The 17,544-nt window shown below is 69.9% G+C and carries 19 protein-coding genes and 1 pseudogene; 5 read left to right on the top strand and 15 right to left on the bottom strand.

Translation table 11 applies throughout. From position 1 onward, the window contains the following. Positions 1-334 precede the first annotated feature (334 nt). Positions 335-574 carry a microaggregate-binding protein 1 gene (gene mbp1, locus G6N56_RS26840; protein WP_085256258.1) on the top strand — a complete coding sequence of 80 codons (240 nt, stop codon included), beginning with the start codon at positions 335-337 and terminating at the stop codon, positions 572-574. A 231-nt stretch (positions 575-805) separates the two neighbouring features. After that, on the top strand, positions 806-1,552 hold the full coding sequence (locus G6N56_RS26835) for a winged helix-turn-helix domain-containing protein (RefSeq protein WP_085256317.1): 747 nt from the start codon (positions 806-808) through the stop codon (positions 1,550-1,552). Between the two features lie 32 nt (positions 1,553-1,584). Here G6N56_RS26835 and G6N56_RS26830 read toward each other — a convergent pair whose 3' ends face one another. Both G6N56_RS26830 and G6N56_RS26825 read right to left on the bottom strand, forming a co-directional pair. Then, the gene (locus G6N56_RS26830; RefSeq protein WP_085256316.1) at positions 1,585-2,520 is read right to left on the bottom strand and encodes a lysophospholipid acyltransferase family protein; all 936 of its coding nucleotides are present in this window, start codon (positions 2,518-2,520) and stop codon (positions 1,585-1,587) included. A gap of 124 nt (positions 2,521-2,644) precedes the next feature. After that, positions 2,645-3,127 (bottom strand): MPT63 family protein, encoded by a 483-nt coding sequence (locus G6N56_RS26825; protein WP_085256315.1) that lies wholly within the window; start codon positions 3,125-3,127, stop codon positions 2,645-2,647. A 323-nt stretch (positions 3,128-3,450) separates the two neighbouring features. Here G6N56_RS26825 and G6N56_RS26820 point away from each other — a divergent pair, with 323 nt between their 5' ends. Then, positions 3,451-4,050: an SDR family oxidoreductase gene (locus G6N56_RS26820; RefSeq protein ID WP_085256257.1), complete on the top strand. Its 600-nt coding sequence runs from the start codon at positions 3,451-3,453 to the stop codon at positions 4,048-4,050. A 39-nt stretch (positions 4,051-4,089) separates the two neighbouring features. On the opposite strand, the gene G6N56_RS26815 is transcribed toward G6N56_RS26820, so the two are convergent. Together G6N56_RS26815 and G6N56_RS26810 are read right to left on the bottom strand one after the other, a co-directional pair. Then, positions 4,090-4,419, bottom strand: a complete 330-nt coding sequence (locus G6N56_RS26815; protein ID WP_085256256.1) for a DUF2795 domain-containing protein — start codon at positions 4,417-4,419, stop codon at positions 4,090-4,092. A 43-nt stretch (positions 4,420-4,462) separates the two neighbouring features. After that, positions 4,463-4,876 (bottom strand): ChaB family protein, encoded by a 414-nt coding sequence (locus G6N56_RS26810; RefSeq protein ID WP_085256255.1) that lies wholly within the window; start codon positions 4,874-4,876, stop codon positions 4,463-4,465. Positions 4,877-4,989: 113 nt separating this feature from the next. On the opposite strand from G6N56_RS26810, the gene G6N56_RS26805 reads away from it, so the two are divergent. Next, positions 4,990-5,412, top strand: coding sequence for a MarR family winged helix-turn-helix transcriptional regulator (locus G6N56_RS26805; RefSeq protein WP_085256314.1), 423 nt, complete (start codon positions 4,990-4,992; stop codon positions 5,410-5,412). Between the two features lies 1 nt (position 5,413). On the opposite strand, the gene G6N56_RS26800 is transcribed toward G6N56_RS26805, so the two are convergent. From G6N56_RS26800 to rpsB, 3 genes are read right to left on the bottom strand one after another with little or no spacing between them, the layout of a single operon-like run. Continuing rightward, positions 5,414-6,820 carry an amidase gene (locus tag G6N56_RS26800; RefSeq protein ID WP_085256254.1) on the bottom strand — a complete coding sequence of 469 codons (1,407 nt, stop codon included), beginning with the start codon at positions 6,818-6,820 and terminating at the stop codon, positions 5,414-5,416. A gap of 23 nt (positions 6,821-6,843) precedes the next feature. Continuing rightward, positions 6,844-7,659 (bottom strand): translation elongation factor Ts, encoded by an 816-nt coding sequence (gene tsf, locus G6N56_RS26795; RefSeq protein WP_085256253.1) that lies wholly within the window; start codon positions 7,657-7,659, stop codon positions 6,844-6,846. 3 nt (positions 7,660-7,662) lie between these two features. Beyond that, positions 7,663-8,520 carry a 30S ribosomal protein S2 gene (gene rpsB, locus G6N56_RS26790; protein ID WP_085256252.1) on the bottom strand — a complete coding sequence of 286 codons (858 nt, stop codon included), beginning with the start codon at positions 8,518-8,520 and terminating at the stop codon, positions 7,663-7,665. Between the two features lie 252 nt (positions 8,521-8,772). On the opposite strand from rpsB, the pseudogene G6N56_RS26785 reads away from it, so the two are divergent. Next, positions 8,773-9,291, top strand: a pseudogene (locus tag G6N56_RS26785) (M23 family metallopeptidase); the annotation flags it as partial. 116 nt (positions 9,292-9,407) lie between these two features. Here G6N56_RS26785 and G6N56_RS26780 read toward each other — a convergent pair. From G6N56_RS26780 to G6N56_RS26745, 8 genes are all read right to left on the bottom strand, one after another. Continuing rightward, positions 9,408-10,304 (bottom strand): tyrosine recombinase XerC, encoded by an 897-nt coding sequence (locus G6N56_RS26780; protein ID WP_085256251.1) that lies wholly within the window; start codon positions 10,302-10,304, stop codon positions 9,408-9,410. 33 nt (positions 10,305-10,337) lie between these two features. Beyond that, the gene (locus G6N56_RS26775; RefSeq protein ID WP_085256250.1) at positions 10,338-11,498 is read right to left on the bottom strand and encodes a lactate 2-monooxygenase; all 1,161 of its coding nucleotides are present in this window, start codon (positions 11,496-11,498) and stop codon (positions 10,338-10,340) included. A 24-nt stretch (positions 11,499-11,522) separates the two neighbouring features. After that, complete coding sequence (locus G6N56_RS26770) at positions 11,523-12,380, bottom strand: siderophore-interacting protein (RefSeq protein WP_085256249.1); 858 nt, start codon at positions 12,378-12,380, stop codon at positions 11,523-11,525. A 34-nt stretch (positions 12,381-12,414) separates the two neighbouring features. Continuing rightward, positions 12,415-13,560, bottom strand: a complete 1,146-nt coding sequence (dprA, locus tag G6N56_RS26765) for a DNA-processing protein DprA (RefSeq protein WP_085256248.1) — start codon at positions 13,558-13,560, stop codon at positions 12,415-12,417. After that, positions 13,557-15,068, bottom strand: coding sequence for a YifB family Mg chelatase-like AAA ATPase (locus G6N56_RS26760; protein ID WP_085256247.1), 1,512 nt, complete (start codon positions 15,066-15,068; stop codon positions 13,557-13,559). Before G6N56_RS26760 ends, dprA begins: the two co-directional genes overlap by 4 nt. Beyond that, positions 15,068-15,454 carry a YraN family protein gene (locus tag G6N56_RS26755; RefSeq protein WP_085256246.1) on the bottom strand — a complete coding sequence of 129 codons (387 nt, stop codon included), beginning with the start codon at positions 15,452-15,454 and terminating at the stop codon, positions 15,068-15,070. The genes G6N56_RS26760 and G6N56_RS26755 overlap by 1 nt, the downstream gene beginning before the upstream one ends. 103 nt (positions 15,455-15,557) lie before the next feature. Next, a complete protein-coding gene (gene fdhD / locus G6N56_RS26750; protein WP_085256245.1) occupies positions 15,558-16,379 on the bottom strand; it encodes a formate dehydrogenase accessory sulfurtransferase FdhD in 822 nt (273 codons plus the stop codon). A gap of 91 nt (positions 16,380-16,470) precedes the next feature. Continuing rightward, positions 16,471-17,451, bottom strand: a complete 981-nt coding sequence (locus G6N56_RS26745; protein ID WP_085256244.1) for an SDR family oxidoreductase — start codon at positions 17,449-17,451, stop codon at positions 16,471-16,473. Positions 17,452-17,544 lie beyond the last annotated feature (93 nt).

The following is a 17,544-nucleotide window of genomic DNA, read 5'->3' as shown; positions in this document are numbered from 1 at the left end:
GCATGAGAGTGCCATCCCGGACGACTCCATCCGGAACGGCATTTCACATCCTGCCCCATCGCAACACAATCCGGCGGCGGCGGGTGCATTATGCGCCGGTCCGCTCGCCTCGGCCATCCCCGGTCGCCGGCGCGGTTCGCCCAGACTTCGTCGGCAAAGCCGCCCCGTCACCTTGTGGATGTTTGAGCAGGCGGTGCTGTGGGGAATAAGGACCAACGCGGTGGGTGACGACGGTCTTGAGAAAAAGGGCCACGCTCGCCGTTCTCGAACCCGACCACCTGGTCGGCGTTGAGCGCACTGCTCAACCATGTAGTCCACTGAGGGGGAATTATCGATGGCGGACGACAACAACTCGGGTCCGGCTGAAGCCGTCAAGGGTATCGTCGAGGATGCAAAGGGCAAGGCCAAAGAGGCAGTTGGCGCGGTGGCGGGTCGCGACGACCTGACCCGCGAAGGCCAGGCCCAGCAGGACAAGGCGGAGGCACAGCGCGACGCGGCGAAGAAGGAAGCCGAGGCAGAAGCTGCCCGAGGCGGCGCCAAGGCGGCCGAAGAGCGCCAGAAGTCTCACCAGTAGCTTGTTACGACGATGGGTCCGGTCCGTGGAAACGGTCCGGACCCATCGGCTTTTCTGAGATTTTTTCGGGACGCCGGCAAACGCCTCCCCGGGTGTGCAACCCATTCGCGAGACGGGAGAGTTTGCATAGCTTTACTCTGAAACGGGTATTCAGCGTTGCGCTGAAGGCGTCTCCCCGGGGGGACGCCCAACGGGTTGGGGGCCATAGGAGACCCCAACTGATTTTTGGAGTTGTCGTTGGACGTTCTACTGCTTACCGACCAGGACGACTTCGTATCCGCTCTACCCGACTTGGCGTCGTTCGCGCAGTCCACGCGGCGCGCGCCCCTCAGCTGGGACGTCGACGGGCATAACGGCACCGCTGATGTCGCCATCATCGACGCCCGCACCGACCTCATCGCGGCGCGCAGCCTCTGCCGCCGGCTGACCGCCAGCTCCCCCGCCGTCGCGGTGGTGGCCGTGGTCGCACCCGCCGACTTCACGGCGGTCGACGTCGACTGGCACTTCGACGACGTGATGCTGCCGGCCGCCGGGGCAGACGAGCTGCAGGCCCGGCTGCGGATGGCCGTCACGCGCCGGCGCAGCGCGTTGGACGGCGCCCTGAAGTTCGGGGAGCTCATCATGCACCCGGCCAGGTTTTCCGGATCGCTCGGCGGCCGAGACCTGGGCCTGACGCTCACCGAGTTCAGGTTGTTGAACTTCCTTGTGCAGCATGCCGGTCGGGCGTTCACTCGCACCAGGCTGATGCACGAGGTGTGGGGCTACGACTGCAACGGCAGGGTGCGCACGGTGGACGTGCACGTGCGGCGGCTGCGCGCCAAGCTCGGCGCCGCGCACGAGTCGATGATCGACACGGTGCGCGGTGTGGGCTACATGGCCCCGACGCCCCCGCACCCGGAGTGGATCGTCGGCGAGTCGGCGGTGACACCGGTGTGGACATCGACGCAGGCGCCGGCCACCGATTCCGTCTCGCCCTAATTCCGTTGCACTAAAGGCGCTTCCGACCCGTCTCAACCGAAGAGCGGGAAGGCGCGCTTGCGCGCCAGCGCGTCCATGCCGTCCTGGATGGCGTCCTGGACCTCGTGGTACTTGCCGTCGACGTAGGCGCCGTCGTCCGCGCGGGCAGGATCGTGGTCAAGCTCGACGGCGGGCATGAATCGGGTCCTGATCTTGGCCGGCAGCGGCAGCTGGGGAAGCGCTGCCGGCGCGATCCCCCACGGCAGCGAGACGGCCAGCGGAAAAACCTTGAGCCGCAACAGGCGATCCAGCTGCAGGATTTTGGACAGCCGGTCACCCCGGATGAGGACGGGCATGGCGTCCGCCCCGCCCACGGTCGCGATCGGGACGATGGGCACGCCGGCCCGGATCGCCATCTTGACGAAACCCGTTCGCCCGGCCAGGTTTGCGCGGTCGCGTTCGGTCCATGGGCGCAGCGAATCGACTTCTCCGCCCGGCCACAAGGCGACGTCGCGGCCCTCGGCCAGGGCGGTGGCGATCGCATCCGGCGCGGCCGGAAGGACGCCCATCGACCGGAAGTAGCGTCCGAAGACCGGAATCGCCATCAACGCGTCGTGGGCCGTCCCGTGCAGCTGGCGTTCCTGGCCGAAGCGGCGCCACCACTGCAGGCCCACCGTCCAGGCATCCCACACGAACGGGGCGCCGGAGTGGATTCCCACCAGCAGGACCGGCGGTCCGGGGATGTTCTCCCAGCCGTCGATCTCCATGCGGAACCAATAGTCGACGAGCAGGTTCCACAGGTATTTCTGCCGCTGCAGCGTCGCCTCGTCGAAGCCGCTCAGATCCCACTTGCCGGCGCGCTCGGCCACCCATCCGCTCAGCCCGCCGTCCTGACCGTCACGCCGTTCCGCCATGGCGGCGCGCGCCCGTTCGGCATGCTGCTGTGACTGTGCGCGTACTTCCGCGGGCCTGTGATCTTCGCAACTCATGGTCGCCGAGTACCCGGTTCGGCCGGAGAAAATGCAGCGGGCCGCGCCGATCAACCCCAGGCGCAAACGAACCTCCCCGCGTCACTACTGACGCGGGGAGGTCCGGGTGGGCCGCTCGGGCGGCTTAGGTGTTGTTGGTCCAGATCAGGACGTCTTGCACACCGTCGTTGTACACGACGCCATTCGGCGGCTGACCGGTCACATCGAAGTAGATGGTGCCGCTGGCCTGCTGACCCTGGTTGAGCGGCGCCGGGCTCAGGCCGTTGGGCGCCGGGTGCTTGTCGATCACCCGGTATTGCTGGCCGTCGGGCGTGCGGGCATTGAAGTCAGAGACCATTGGCGTCACGATCCCGCCGTCCGACCTGGCCGTGATGTCGGCCTGGTAAAGATGGCCCTTCGGGGTGTACCCGGGGATCGTCGCGTTGCTGGGCTGCAGGTTGCTTACGGTGTAATCGGTGACCAGGGGCCCGTCGATGAGCTGCTCGCTGCTGCCGAATCCCTGGATGGTGGGCGGCGCGGCCGAGGCGGTCGCCGCGGCGAAGATGCTCGCCGCCGCGATTCCCCCTGCGGCGATGGCGGTCTTTGCGGTGGTCGCATTGAACTTCATGCTCATTCCTTTCCTGTCGAACATCGGCTCCCCCCGAAGGGCGAAAAACATATGACGCTCTCATATCCATTCGGCGGTGAAGTTAAACGCGACCAATCCCGAATTGCGAAGTGTGCCTGCGTCGCTCTGCGCACTACGCGCATAACAGTTTGTCCCGCAGCCCAATTGGTGCCACAGTTTTCACATCGGCCCCAATTTCCTCACTGAACCGATTAATTCGTGTCCGACGGGGTAGCCGACGTCGACCACGAAGCGCGGAGAAACCTTGTGCCACTTGGTGCCGGTTCACGCCCGCTTATCCCGTCAGAAAGAGGCATTCGACAATGAACTTTGCGGCGCAACAACAAACCGTTCCCGGCGTGCAGTCCGAGATGAACCCGGTTCCCGACTGCGGTGAAAACAGCTACCGCGGAACCGGCAGACTCACCGGCAAGAAGGCGATCATCACCGGTGGCGACAGCGGCATCGGCCGCGCCGTCGCGATCGCGTTCGCCCGCGAGGGCGCCGACGTGCTGATCTCCTACCTCAACGAGGACGAGGACGCGCGCGACGTCGCGCGCCACGTCGAGGGCGCCGGCCGCACGTGCGTGCTGGTGCCGGGCGATCTGTCCGATCCAGAGCACTGCCGCGCGGTCGTCGACCGCGCGGTGCAGGAACTCGGCGGCGTCGACATCCTCGTCAACAACGCCGCGTACCAGATGCTTCGCAAAAGCCTGGACGAGATCAGCGACGAGGAATGGGATTACACCTTTCGGCTCAACATCGGCGCGTACAGCGTGGAATCCTTCGGGGACAACGTGCCGCTGGGGCGTGCGGGTCAACCGGTCGAATTGGCGCCGATCTACGTGTTGCTCGCCTCCGACGACGCGAGCTACATCTCGGGGGCGCGGGTGGCGGTCACCGGGGGCCGGCCGATTCTCTAGGGGCCGCCAGGCGTGAATCACCTTGCCGCCGAAGCGGGCTCAGGAACCCCGGTTCTCGCCCGGCTCCTCGACGATCGCGCTCCGCGGGCCGACGTCCTTCGCAGACTCGGCCCGCCCGGGCGTGGTGTGCGAACGCCGCGCCGCGGCCTCGTCGGCGTCGCCGGTGCCTCGATCGTCGGCGAGCGTGAGCGACGCGGTGACCTGCGAGACGTTGGCGTAAGTCTCGGGCGGGATGGTCCGCAACGCGCGGATGGTCTCAACGTCACAACCGGTGCGGTCGGCGGCGTCGAGCAGGTCCTGCTTGTTGGCCGGGAAGTCGACCGCGTCGAGGCACCGCCGAAGCCGGCCAGGGGTGGTTGAGGCGACCATGGCCGTCGGGATGCCCCGCTACCGGCGCCCTAAACGAGGTGGGTCAGCGACCGCGGACCCGCCGGTTCTCCTTCTTGATCGCGTCGACGAGTTCCTCCTTGCTCATGCTCGACCGGCCGCGCACGTCGAGGCGCCGAGCAACGTCGAGCAGGTGCTTCTTGCTCGCATTGGCGTCGACGCCCTCGGCCGAACGTCCCGACGCCTGCGGGCCGCCGCTCTCGGCGCGCTCGTCCGACGGGCCCTTCTCCTCCTTGGGCTCCCAGTGGTCACCCACCTTCTCGAAACTGTGCTTGAGCGCGGAGTAGGCCACCCGATGGGCCCGCTCTTCGTCGCCGTACTCCTCGGCGGCCGAGTCATGGGTTTTGGCGAATGTGCGTTGCGCCTTGGCGTCGGAACGCCGCAGGGTGCTGGGCAGCTCGTCCTTCCTGGGTTTGCCGCCCTTGGTCGTCTTCGGCATGACAACTCCTCGTGGACCGTGCGGTTGAGTGACTCCTGGTCGGTTACCCCCTTGTTCGCCCAGCAATCACCGTTTGCACATCCCCACGCCCGAGGTATGTAAATATGGCTGACATGGTTCAGGCCGAAGACGCCCCACTCGGATACCTGCTCTACCGCGTAGGAGCCGTTCTGCGGCCGGAGGTATCCACGGCGCTGGGTCCGATCGGCCTGACCCTGCCGGAATTCGTTTGCCTGCGCATTCTTTCGATGTCGCCAGGCCTGTCCAGCGCCGAACTGTCGCGGCACACCAACGTCACACCGCAGGCGATGAACACGGTGCTGCGCAAGCTGGAGTACGTCGGGGCTGTGGCCCGACCCGAGTCGGTGTCCTCCGGGCGCGCGCTTCCCGCCACGCTGACCACGCAGGGAAGGGCGCTGTTGAAGCGCGCGGAAGCGGCGGTGCGCGAAGCCGACGCCCGGATCATGGACAAGCTGACGCTTTCGCAGCAGCGCGAATTCAAACGGATGCTCGAGAGGCTCGGGTCCGACTGCTGAGTCAGGCGTCGATCCGGGCCCAGGGGCGGGCCTCTTCGAGCTCGTAGCCCAGCTGCAGCAGCAACGCTTCCTGCCCGAAGTCCGCCGAGAACATCATCCCCACCGGCATGCCGTCCGCGGATTGCGCCAGCGGCAGCGAGATCGCCGGTTCGCCGGTCACATTCTGCAGCGGCGTGAACGAGACCCAGTCGATCAGCCGGTCGATGACCTGCCGGTAGTCCGTGGGCGCCAGGTAGCCGATGCGGGGCGTCTCGTCGGCCAGGGTCGGGGTCAGCACCACGTCGTAGGTGCCGAAGAATTTCGCCGTGCGCCGCCGAATCCGGCGCAGGCGCATGATCGCCAGGGGCAACCGGTGCATGTTGCGGGCGCTGTGTCGCTCCAGGCCGAGCGTCAGGCTGTCCAGCCGGCTGCGGTCGAACGTCGCGCCGAACACCCGCCGTCCGGCGCGCACCTGGGCGAGCGCGAGGAAGCCCCAGTACAGGACGAAGTCGTCCACGAAACTGGCCGGCACCGGCGGTTGGTCGACATATTCGACGCGGTGGCCCAGTTCCTCGAGTAGCCCGGCCGATTTCAGCGTCAGTTCGCGCACCTGCGGGCTGCACTCCCGCTGCACCGACCGGGTCAATACGGCGATCCGCAGCCGCTGCTTGCCCGGCCCGGCGACATCGCCGATCGGCGCGAGTTTGGGATTACGCCAGACGCGCTCTGCCTCCCGGTAGAACGCCGCGGTGTCACGCACCGAACGGGTCACCACTCCGTTGGCGACGATGGCGACCGGCATCCGACGCAGCATCGCGTCGAGCGGCAGCCGCCCGCGCGTCGGCTTGAGGCCGACCAGCCCGTTGCAGGCGGCCGGGATGCGGATCGAGCCACCGCCGTCGTTGGCGTGCGCAATCGGGACCACCCCGGCGGCGACGAACGCGCCCGAACCCGAGGACGACGCGCCCGCGCTGTAGTCGGTGTTCCACGGGTTGCGGACGGGTCCGAGCCGGGGATGTTCGGCCGAAGCGCTGAACCCGAATTCCGACAACTGCGTCTTGCCCACCGGTGCCAGGCCGGTGGCCAGGAACAGCTCGGTGAACTCGCTGTCGGAGGTCGCGTTCCAGGGCGTCCACGCGTCGGTGCCGTGCATGGTCGGCTGCCCGGCGATGTCCACGTTGTCCTTGAGGAACGTGGGCACCCCGGCAAAAAAGCCACGCGTGCCGGCCTTCCCCTCGGCGACCTCCCGGGCCTGCCGGAAGGCCGCGTACGCGAGACCGTTGAGGACGGGATCGACGGCCTCCGTGCGGGCGATGGCCGCCTCGACCGCCTCGGACCTGCTGATGCGGCCGGTACGGATGGCGTCGGCCAGCCCCACCGCGTCCAGGTCACCCAGGGCGTCGTCGCCGAAGGCGTGCACGTGTTGCATCGATAGCTCCCCGGCGTCCCCGGCTAGGCCTGACCCACCTCGAAGCGAACGAACCGGGTCACGCTCACACCGGCCTCGTCGAGCAGCGCCTTGACGGTCTTCTTGCTGTCGGACACCGACGGCTGCTCGAGCAGCACGGCGTCCTTGAAGAACCCGTTGAGCCGGCCCTCGACGATCTTGGGCAGTGCCTGTTCCGGCTTGCCCTCGGCCTTGGCGGTCTCCTCGGCGATGCGGCGCTCGCTGGCCACCACCTCTTCCGGCACGTCGTCGCGCGACAGGAAGCGCGCCTTGAGCGCGGCGATCTGCAGGGCGACGGCGTGCGCGGCGCTCTTGTCCTCCCCGGTGAACTCCACCAGCACGCCGACGGCCGGCGGCAGGTCGGCGGCGCGCTTGTGCAGGTAGGCCTCGACGTTGCCGTCGAAGAACTGCACGCGGCGCAGTTCCAGCTTCTCGCCGATCTTGGCCGACAGGTCGGCGATGGCCTGCTCGACCGTCTTGTCACCAATCTTGGCGGCCTTGAGCGTCTCGACGTCGGTGGCCTTCGCGTTCAACGCGGCGTCGACCACCTGGTCGGCCAGGGCCTGGAACTCGGCGTTCTTGGCGACGAAGTCGGTCTCCGAGTTGAGCTCCACGAGCGCACCACCCTTGGCAGCCACGAGGCCCTCAGCAGTGGCGCGCTCGGCGCGCTTGCCGACGTCCTTGGCGCCCTTGATCCGGAGCGCCTCGACGGCCTTGTCGAAGTCGCCGTCGCTCTCGGCCAGCGCGTTCTTGCAGTCCAGCATGCCGGCGCCGGTGAGTTCCCGGAGCCGCTTGACGTCGGCGGCGGTGAAGTTCGCCAATGATCAGCCTTCCTGTGAGGGGGTTGATTCGGTTGTGCCCGCGGCGGCGTCGCTGCCGGCGGGCGGGGCGGCGGTCGCGGTGGCGGATGCCAGCAGCTCCTGCTCCCATTCGGCGAGCGGCTCGGCGGTCAGCGAGTCCGTGGCCTCCGGCTTGCCGTCGCCGCGGCCGACGCCGGCGCGGGCCTGCAGGCCCTCGGCGACTGCGGACGCGATCACCTTGGTGAGCAGCGCGGCCGAGCGGATCGCGTCGTCGTTGCCCGGGATCGGGTAGTCGACCTCGTCGGGGTCGCAGTTGGTGTCCAGGATCGCGATCACCGGGATACCCAGTTTGCGGGCCTCGCCGACGGCGATGTGCTCCTTGTTCGTGTCGACGACCCAGACGGCCGAGGGCACCTTGTTCATGTCGCGGATACCGCCGAGGCTGCGCTCCAGCTTGTTCTTCTCGCGGGTCAGCATCAAGATCTCCTTCTTGGTGCGTCCCTCGAAGCCGCCGGTCTGCTCCATCGCTTCCAGCTCCTTGAGGCGCTGCAGCCGCTTGTGCACCGTGGAGAAGTTGGTGAGCATGCCACCCAGCCAGCGCTGGTTCACGTACGGCATGCCGACGCGGGTGGCCTCGGCCGCGACGGATTCCTGCGCCTGCTTCTTGGTGCCGACGAACAGCACCGAACCACCGTGGGCGACGGTCTCTTTGACGAACTCGTACGCCTTGTCGATGAAGGTCAGCGTCTGCTGCAGGTCGATGATGTAGATGCCGTTGCGGTCGGTGAAGATGAACCGCTTCATCTTGGGATTCCAGCGACGGGTCTGGTGCCCGAAGTGGGTGCCGCTGTCCAGCAGCTGCTTCATGGTTACGACGGCCATGCTTGTGCCTCACGTGTGTCGGTTGTCGCCCGGCGTCGGGTGATGCCGGGCCCTGGCGCCTGCTGCGATGCCGTACCTCGCCAGGAAAACCCTGGCGGGGACCGCTCGGCATGCGGTGCGGGCTCCTGAGAAGCGGGAGCCGCGGTGCGGACGCGCGAAGTCAGCCCGCGAACGAGCTGCGACCAGCAGTTTACACGGGATCGGCCGGTGGCTCTTCCACAGCATGGGCGTCCACAGCGCCGGTGGCCGTGAGTGGCGCCGCACGCGGCGCGGCGATCAACTGGGCCGGTGCGCGCGGTGCTGATGCTGGTTCTGGGTCTGACGGCCGCGGCGCCGGCGGCGGCGGCCGACGACCCGCGGCTGGATTGGCCGCTGCGACCGCCGCCCGTCGTCGCCCGCGGTTTCGACGCGCCGTCGCCCGACTGGGCTCCCGGGCACCGGGGGGTGGACCTGCCGGGGGCTCCCGGCCAGCCGGTGTACGCGGCGGGCGAGGCCACGGTCGTGTTCGCCGGGGAGCTGGCCGGGCGGCCCGTCGTATCCCTGGCGCACCCGGGCGGCCTGCGCACCAGCTACGAGCCGGTCCGCACCGCCGTCCGCGCCGGCCAGGCGGTGACGGCCTCGACCGTGATCGGCTCGCTGGTCCCAGGGCACGTCGGCTGCCGGGCCGCCCCGTGCCTGCATTGGGGTGCGATGTGGGGTCCTGCGTCAGCCGCGCGCTACGTCGATCCGCTGGGGCTGCTGAGGTCGACCCCGATCCGGCTCAAGCCGCTGCGGGGTTGAGGCCTGCAAATGTGCATTCCGGGCGACCAGTGTGCGTCCGGCTCGGCGGCCACGCCGGATCGGCCACCTTGACGCACGCTCGACGCCGCAAATGCACACTCGACGGCCTATGCGCGGGGGTGGGCCTGGTCGTGCACCGCCCGCAACCGCGACACCGCGACATGGGTGTAGAGCTGCGTGGTCGCCAGGCTGGAGTGGCCAAGCAGCTCCTGGACGACGCGCAGGTCGGCCCCGCCCTCGAGCAGATGCGTCGCGGCGCTGTGCCGCAGCCCGTGGGGGCCCATGTCGGGGGCGCCGTCCACGGCGGTGACCGTCTGGTGCACGACGGTTCGGGCCTGGCGCACGTCGAGCCGGCGCCCGCGGGCGCCCAGCAGCAGGGCCGGCCCCGACTCGGCGGTCGCCAGGGCCGGACGACCGCCCGTCAGCCAGGCGCGCAGCGCCTCGGCGGCCGGCAGCCCGAACGGGACGGTGCGTTGCTTGTTGCCCTTGCCCAAGACGCGCACCAATCGGTGGTGGGTGTCCACGTCGTCGATGTCCAGGCCGCACAACTCGCTGACCCGAATCCCGGTGGCATACAGCATCTCGACGATGAGCCGGTCGCGAAGGGCCAGCGGATCGCCTTGTTCAGCGCCAGATTTCGCGGCGGCCATGGCCTTGAGCGCCTGGTCCTTGCGGAGCACGGCCGGCAGGGTGCGGTGCGCCTTGGGCACCTGCAGACGCGCGGCCGGGTCCTCGGACAGCAGGCCCCGTCGCACCGCCCACGCGGTGAACGCCTTGACCGCCGAGGTGCGACGGGCCAGCGTCGTGCGGGCCGCGCCGGCGCCGGCGGCGGTGGCGAGCCAGGACCGCAGCACCGGCAGGCTCAGGCCGTCCAGGCCGATACCCCGCCCGTCGAGGAACTCGAAGAGCGAGCGCAGGTCGCCGAGGTAGGCGCGCCGCGTATGCGCCGAACGGCCGCACTGCAGCGACAGGTATTCGTCGAACTGGTCGAGGACCGCCTCCACGCCTGAAACGTTCGCAGGCGCCGCCGGCTCGGGTCAGCCGACGCGCCGAACCGTGTCCGGGGTGAGATCTTTGAGCGTCGGATAGCCGTCGACCGCCATGATCAGGTCCGCCTCGGCCAGCAGACTGCGCAGCACATGCACCACGCCGTCGACGCCGCCGAGCGCCAGACCATAGGCGTACGGCCGACCGACCCCGACGGCGGTCGCCCCGAGCGCCAGCGCCTTGACGATGTCGGCGCCGCTGCGGATGCCCGAATCGAACAACACCGGCAGGCCGTCGGCCGCCTCGACCACGCCCGGCAGGCAGTCCAGCGCGGGCAGGCCGCCGTTGGCCTGCCGCCCGCCGTGGTTCGAGCAATAGATGCCGTCGACGCCACCGTCTTTGGCGCGGCGCGCGTCGTCGGGATGGCAGATGCCCTTGATGATCAGCGGCAGGTCGGTCAGCGATCGCAGCCAAGGCAGGTCGTCCCAGGTCAGCGGGTTGCCAAACGTGGTGATCCACTGCAGCACGGTGCCTTGCGGGTCCTCTTCGGGCGAGCGCTGCAGGCTTGCGCGGAACACCGGATCGCTCGTGTAATTGCTCAGGCACATTCCCCGCAACTGCGGAAAGTTGGCCGTGCTGAGGTCGCGCGGACGCCACCCGGGAATCCAGGTGTCGAGGGTGACGATGATGCCCTGGAACCCGGCGGCCTCGGCCCGCTGCACGAGGCTCGCGGCGAGTTCGCGGTTCTTCGGCGTGTACAGCTGGAAGAAGCCGGGGGTGTCACCGAACTCCGCGGCGACGTCCTCCATCGGGTCGGCGGTCAGGGTGGAGACGACCATCGGGACGCCGGTGCTCGCCGCCGCACGGGCGGTGGCCAGGTCGCCGTGGCCATCTTGAGCACAGATGCCGATGACGCCGATCGGCGCCATGAACAACGGAGAGGGCAGGGTCAGGCCGCACATCTGCACCGACAGGTCGCGCTCGGCGGCACCGACGAACATGCGCGGGATCAGGCCCCACTGATCGAATGCCTTCCGGTTGGCGCGCTGGGTGCGCTCGTCACCGGCGCCACCGGTGACGTACGACCACACCGACGGCGACATGGCCCGCTCGGCCCGGGCCTCCAACTCCGCGAATGCCATTGGCAGCGCGGGCGCCACGCCGCCCAGCCCCTTGAAATAGATCTCGTTCTGGTAGTCACCGAATGCCATGGCATAGAGGATGCCAGTCGGCAGTCAGGCCGTCGCCGATTCGGCCTCCGCCTGCGCGAGCTCCTTCTTCCACTGGCGGAATGTTTCCTCGGTGCGCCCGCGCCGCCAGTAGCCCGAGATCGACGACGCCCATTTGGCGTCGACGCCGCGTTCCTTGCGGATGTACGGCCGCAGGTTGTGCATGACGGCCTGGGCCTCCCCGTGGATGAAGACGTGGACCTGCCCGGGCAGCCACTGGGCGGTGGTGACGGCCTCGATCAGCGGCGCGAAGTCGCCGGCGCGGTCTTCGGGCACCAGGTCGGCGCGGCCGCCCCGGTACACCCAGCTGACCTCGACCGACTCCGGTGCGGTCAGGGGGATTTCGTCCTCCGGGCCGGCCACCTCGATGAACGCCTTGCCGACGGCGTCGGCGGGCAGTGCTTCCAGTGCCGCCGCGATGGCGGGCAGGGCCGACTCGTCGCCGGCGAGCAGGTGCCAATCGGCGGCCGGGTCTGGGGTGTAGGCGCCGCCGGGTCCCATCAAATAGATCGGTTGACCGGGTTGCGCGGCGGTCGCCCAGGGCCCCGCGACGCCGTGCTCGCCGTGCACGGCGATGTCGACGGCGATCTGGCGGGCCGCGACGTCGACGTGACGGACGGTGAACGTCCGCACCGGCGGTCTCTTCTCGGGCGGGAGCCCGGCGAAGCTGTCGAGGGTCAACGGCTGCGGCAGCCGGGCCACGTCGATGTCGTCGGCGACGAAGGCGAGCTTGACGTAGGAGTCGGTGAATTTGCTCGGCACGAAGGTGTCGAAATTGCTGCTGCCCAGCACCAACCGGACCATGTGCGGCGCGAGTTGTTCGGTGCGAGCAACTTCGAAGTTTTGCAGAGGTCGACCTGCCACATATCCTCCCGTCCTGACCCGAACCCCCGGTCGACTATACGAGGCGCGCCGTCGCCGCAGCCTGGGCAGCGCGAACGATCCGCCACAGCCCGTCCTGTCGTTGCGCCAACCCCGCAAGTTCCAGCATCGCCAGCGGCCCGAGCGCCTGCTCGGGCGCCAGGCCCGACGAGACCGCGATCTCGTCGACCGTGGCGGCGCCCCGGCCCGGTAGCGCCTCGTAGACGCGGCGCTCGGCGTCGCTCAGCCCGTCCAACAGGCCCGTCGGGCGCGGCTCGTCGGCTGCCAGCTCACCGATGCGACCGACCAACTCAACGATGTCGTCGGCCCGGGTGACCAGCTCCGCCCCCTGACGCAACAGCGCGTGGCAGCCCGCCGACGCCGACGACGTCACGGGCCCGGGCACCGCGGCCACCACCCGGCCCAGCGCCCGCGCCCACGCGGCGGTGTTGGCGGCGCCGCTGCGCAGGCCGGCCTCGACCACCACCGCGGCGCCGGCGACCGCGGCCACCAGGCGGTTGCGGGTCAGGAACCGGTGTCGGGCCGGCCGGACGCCCGGCGGATACTCGGTGAACACCAGCCCGTGCCGGCCGATGCGGTGCAGCAGTGTGGAATGCCCGGCCGGATACGGGATGTCGAGCCCGCCGGCCAGCACCGCCACCGTGACTCCCTCGGCGCTCAGTGTCGCCCGGTGGGCCGCGCCGTCGATGCCGTAGGCGCCGCCGGAAACCACCGCGACGTCGCGTTCGACCAGCCCCGCCGCGAGGTCGGCGGCCATGTGTTCGCCGTACGCGGTCGACGCCCGCGTCCCGACCAGCGCGGCGGCGCGAGGGGTCACCTCGTCCAGCACCGACGGGCCCAGCGCCCACAACACCAGTGGCGGCCCGCCGCGAGGCCGCGCCGCACCGTCGAACGCGGCGAAGGCGAGCCACGGCCACTCGCCGCTGCCCGGGGTGATCAAACGCCCGCCGCGGCGCGCTAGCAGCTCGAGATCTTCGGCCGCGCGGTCGATTTCGCGTCGAGCCTCGGTGTGCCGGGCCAGGTCCGCGTCGACCATGCCCCGTCGGACCCGGTCCGCCGCATCCACCGGACCGACGCGCCGCACCAGAGCGTCGAGTTCCGCGCACGGCGGTTCGGCCACCCGGGACAGGTAGGCCCATGCCAGCGCCACCTCGTCGCTCATCGCGCCGCCCCGGCCTGCCGGAAGCTGAGCGCGGTGCCAACCTCGTCGGGTCCCGGGGATTCTCGGCCGGCCAGGTCGGCAAGACTCCACGCGACCCGCAGCGTGCGATCGAACCCGCGGATGCTGAGCAGCCCGCGGTCGAGCGCCTTGCGCAGCGGCTCCATCGTGTCGTTGTCCGGGCGGAATTTTCGCCGCAGCAGCGTCCCGCTGACTTCGGCGTTGGTGCGAAATCCGTACGGCTTCCAGCGCTCGGCGGCGGCGGCGCGCGCAAGGGCGACGCGCTGGCGCACCTGGGCCGTGGACTCGCCGTCGTTGCCCGAGAACGCCCCGGCGCGCACCGGATGCATCTGCACCCGCAGGTCCACCCGGTCCAGCAACGGGCCCGACAGCTTGCCCAGGTAACGTCGCTTGGCCGCCGCGGCGCAGATGCAGTCCTGGGGATCGGCGGGCGCGCAGGGGCACAGGTTCGCGGCCAGCACCAGCTGGAACCGGGCCGGGTAGCAGGCCACCCCGTCGCGCCGGGCGAGACGAATCTCCCCGTCTTCCAACGGCGTTCGCAACGCCTCGAGTACGCTGACGCCGATCTCGGCGCATTCGTCGAGGAACAACACCCCGCGATGCGCCCGGCTTACCGCGCCCGGACGGGCCATCCCCGATCCCCCGCCGACGAGCGCTGCGACGCTGGAGCTGTGGTGCGGCGCCACGAACGGCGGCCGGGTGATCAACGGCGTTTCCCCCGACAGCAGGCCGGCCACCGAATGGATCGCGGTGACCTCCAACGACTCGCCTTCCGACAAGGGCGGCAGCAGCCCCGGAAGGCGTTGCGCCAGCATGGTTTTCCCGATCCCCGGCGGCCCGGTGAGCATGAGGTGATGCGACCCGGCGGCGGCCACTTCGACGGCGAACCGCGCCTGCGCCTGACCGACCACGTCGGCCAGCTCGGCCGCCGGCTCAGGCACCGTGACGCCGGGCCGGATCCGCTCGGTCAAGGCGGCGGACCCGTTGAGCCAGTTCTGCAATTGCCCCAGGGTGCGCACCCCCCAGACGTCGATGCCGTCGACCAGGCTGGCCTCGGCCAGGTTGTCCACCGGGACGACGACGGCCGGCCAGCCGTCGCGCTTGGCGGCCAGCACGGCGGGCAGCACTCCGCGCACGGGCCGGACCCGCCCGTCCAGCGACAGCTCACCCAGCAGCACCGTCTTCTCCAGGCGCTCCCACGGGCTTTTGCGCTGCGCCGACAGCACGGCCGCCGCCAGGGCGATGTCGTAGACCGATCCCATCTTGGGCAGCGTCGCCGGCGACAGCGCCAGGGTGAGCCGGGCCATGGGCCAGGTGTTGCCGCAGTTGGCGACCGCGGCCCGGACGCGGTCGCGCGACTCCTGCAGCGCCGCGTCGGGCAGGCCGACCAGGTGCACCCCGGGAAGGCCCGAGGTGATGTCGGCTTCGATTTCCACGCTCTGCCCGTCCAACCCGCGCACGGCGACGGAGAACGCGCGGCCCAGCGCCATCAGCCGATTCCCCGCAGGTGGGTGACCTCGGGAGTGCGGCTCGAATTTCTGGGACCGATCCGAATGCCGATCACGTCGATGCGTATCGCCGCCCAGCGCCGGTCCTGGCCGGCCAGCCAGAGCCCGGCCAGCCTGCGCAGCCGAAGCACCTTCCGCCCGGTGACCGCGTACGGCAATCCGCCATACCCGTCGCCGGCACGCGTCTTCACCTCTACGAACACCACCGTCGCCGTGGCCTCGTCGCACGCGATCAGGTCGAGCTCGCCGTAGCGGCAGCGCCAGTTGCGGTGCAGTATCCGCAAGCCCATCCTGGTCAGGTGTTCGGCGGCGAGCGCTTCCCCAAATGCTCCCAGCTGCACCCGTGTCATCGTCTGTGGGGTTGTCATGGCCGCCACGGTGCACCAGGGCCCTGACAAACCGGGCCGGTCGAGGGCGCGTGCCGGGCGGTTATCCCCAGTCGGGCGCCTATGCACAGGGCGGGGCGCCGCCCTAGCTGATCCGGTGCGCCCCGGTATAGATGTTCATCGAGTCCGCACGCAGGAAGGCCACCAGCGTCATCCCGGACTCCTCGGCCAGCGAGACCGCCAGCGACGACGGCGCCGACACGGCCGCGAGCACCGGCACCCCGGCCAGCACGGCTTTCTGCGTCAGCTCGAACGACGCCCGCCCGCTGACCAGCAGCACCGAGGCGCGCAGCGGGATCAGCCGATGCTCCAGCGCCCAGCCGATGACCTTGTCGACCGCGTTGTGCCTGCCGATGTCCTCGCGCACGACGAGCATCGTGCCGTCGGCCCTAAACAACGCCGCCGCGTGCAGGCCACCGGTGCTGTCGAAAACCTTTTGCGCCGAACGGAGTTGATCCGGCAGCGCGTTGAGCGTGGCCGCGGCGACGGTGGCCGGATCGTCGCCGACGGCGAAGCGGCCGCTGACCCGCACCGCCTCCAGCGACGCCTTGCCGCAGACGCCGCAGGACGAGGTGGTGTAGAAGTTGCGGGTCACGTCGACGTCGGGCTCCCGGACGCCGGGGGCCAGGGTCACGTCGAGCACGTTGTAGGTGTTCGCGTTGTCGTCGCCGCGGCCGTCGCAGTAGCGGATGGTGAGCACGTCGTCGCGGTCTACGATGACGCCTTCGGTCAGCAGAAAGCCTTGCGCCAGTTCAATATCGGATCCCGGCGTGCGCATGGTCACGCTCACGGCCGTGCCGTTCACGCGGATCTCCAGCGGTTCCTCGACAACCAGGGTTTCCGGCCGGGTGGTCGCCTTGGCGGCATCCAGGTGCCTTACCCGCCGGCGCGCCGTCACCCGGTTCACAGCAAGCGCGTTGACGCGGGGCGGCGCTGATACGTCACGTAGCCAAACTACTCCGGCCGGCGGCCCCGCGCCGCGGACGGATCCGGCATCATCACAGCGACGACGCCAGCGCCTCAAGCGTGTCGGCCGACGAATAGAGCGGTCGCCAGCCCAGCTGGGTCCTGGCCTTTGTGGTGTCCATCACCACCGACGTCCGCGCGGTGTGCAGCCACTCGAGCATGGACGGGACCTTCGGCACCCGCGAGATCGCGGCCGAAGCCGCCGTGGCGGCCACGGCCGGCACCCGCACCGGCCGGCCGCCCAGCGCCTTGGCCACGTCCGACACCGTCACCGTGCCGTCGCCGGCGAGGTTATAGGCCCCCGGGGGCGCCGGCGTGGTGGCCGCGAGCGCGATGGCGGAGGCCACATCGTCGTGATGGACCAGCTGCAACGGGATGCCCGGGTCCGGCACGACCGGCTTGAGCACCGGCACGGCACCGACCACCGCGCGCACCGGGGCGGGCAGCTGGTTCCATGGCATCGCGTCGGCGAGCGCGGTGGCATTCGGTCCGGCGACGATGCATGGCCGCAGCACGAAGACCTCGAGCGGCGAACCCGCGGTGACGTCGGCGAGCAGCGCCTCACACGCCGCCTTCTGCGCCGAGTAGTAGTGCTCGGCGGATCCCCGCGCCGGCACGTCCTCGGTCAGCGGGACCGGATTGTCGGGGTGATAGCCGTAGGCCGCCACCGAGGAGGTGTAGACCAGGCGCCGGGGCCGTTCGGCGGCGACGGTGGCCTCGAACACGTTCCGGGTGCCCTGCAGGTTGATGCGTTCGCTCTCGTCCCGTGAGCCCATGATGATGAAGGCCAGGTGGACCACCACGTCGGCCTGGGCCACCAGCGCGTCGACCGCGTCGCGGTCCACGATGTCGCCCTGCTGGTAGGTGGTCTTCTGCCAGCCGCGCGTCGACGGGTCGAAGGGGCGGCGGGCCATCCCGACGATCCGGCCCACAGCGGGCTCACGCTCGAGCGCGGTCACCGCCGATACGCCGATCTCTCCTGTTGGTCCGGTGACCGCGACGGTGATGCCCATCCGGACATCCTTCCCGGTGGCGCCGCCCCGAAAACACGGGCCGCCCACAGACTCGACGCCCGTCTTCGCTCGTGCGGGAAACAGCCTGATCGA

This window comes from Mycobacterium saskatchewanense, from assembly GCF_010729105.1.
Classification (GTDB): Bacteria; Actinomycetota; Actinomycetes; order Mycobacteriales; family Mycobacteriaceae; genus Mycobacterium; species Mycobacterium saskatchewanense.
This window is presented reverse-complemented; position numbering and strand designations above follow the sequence as displayed.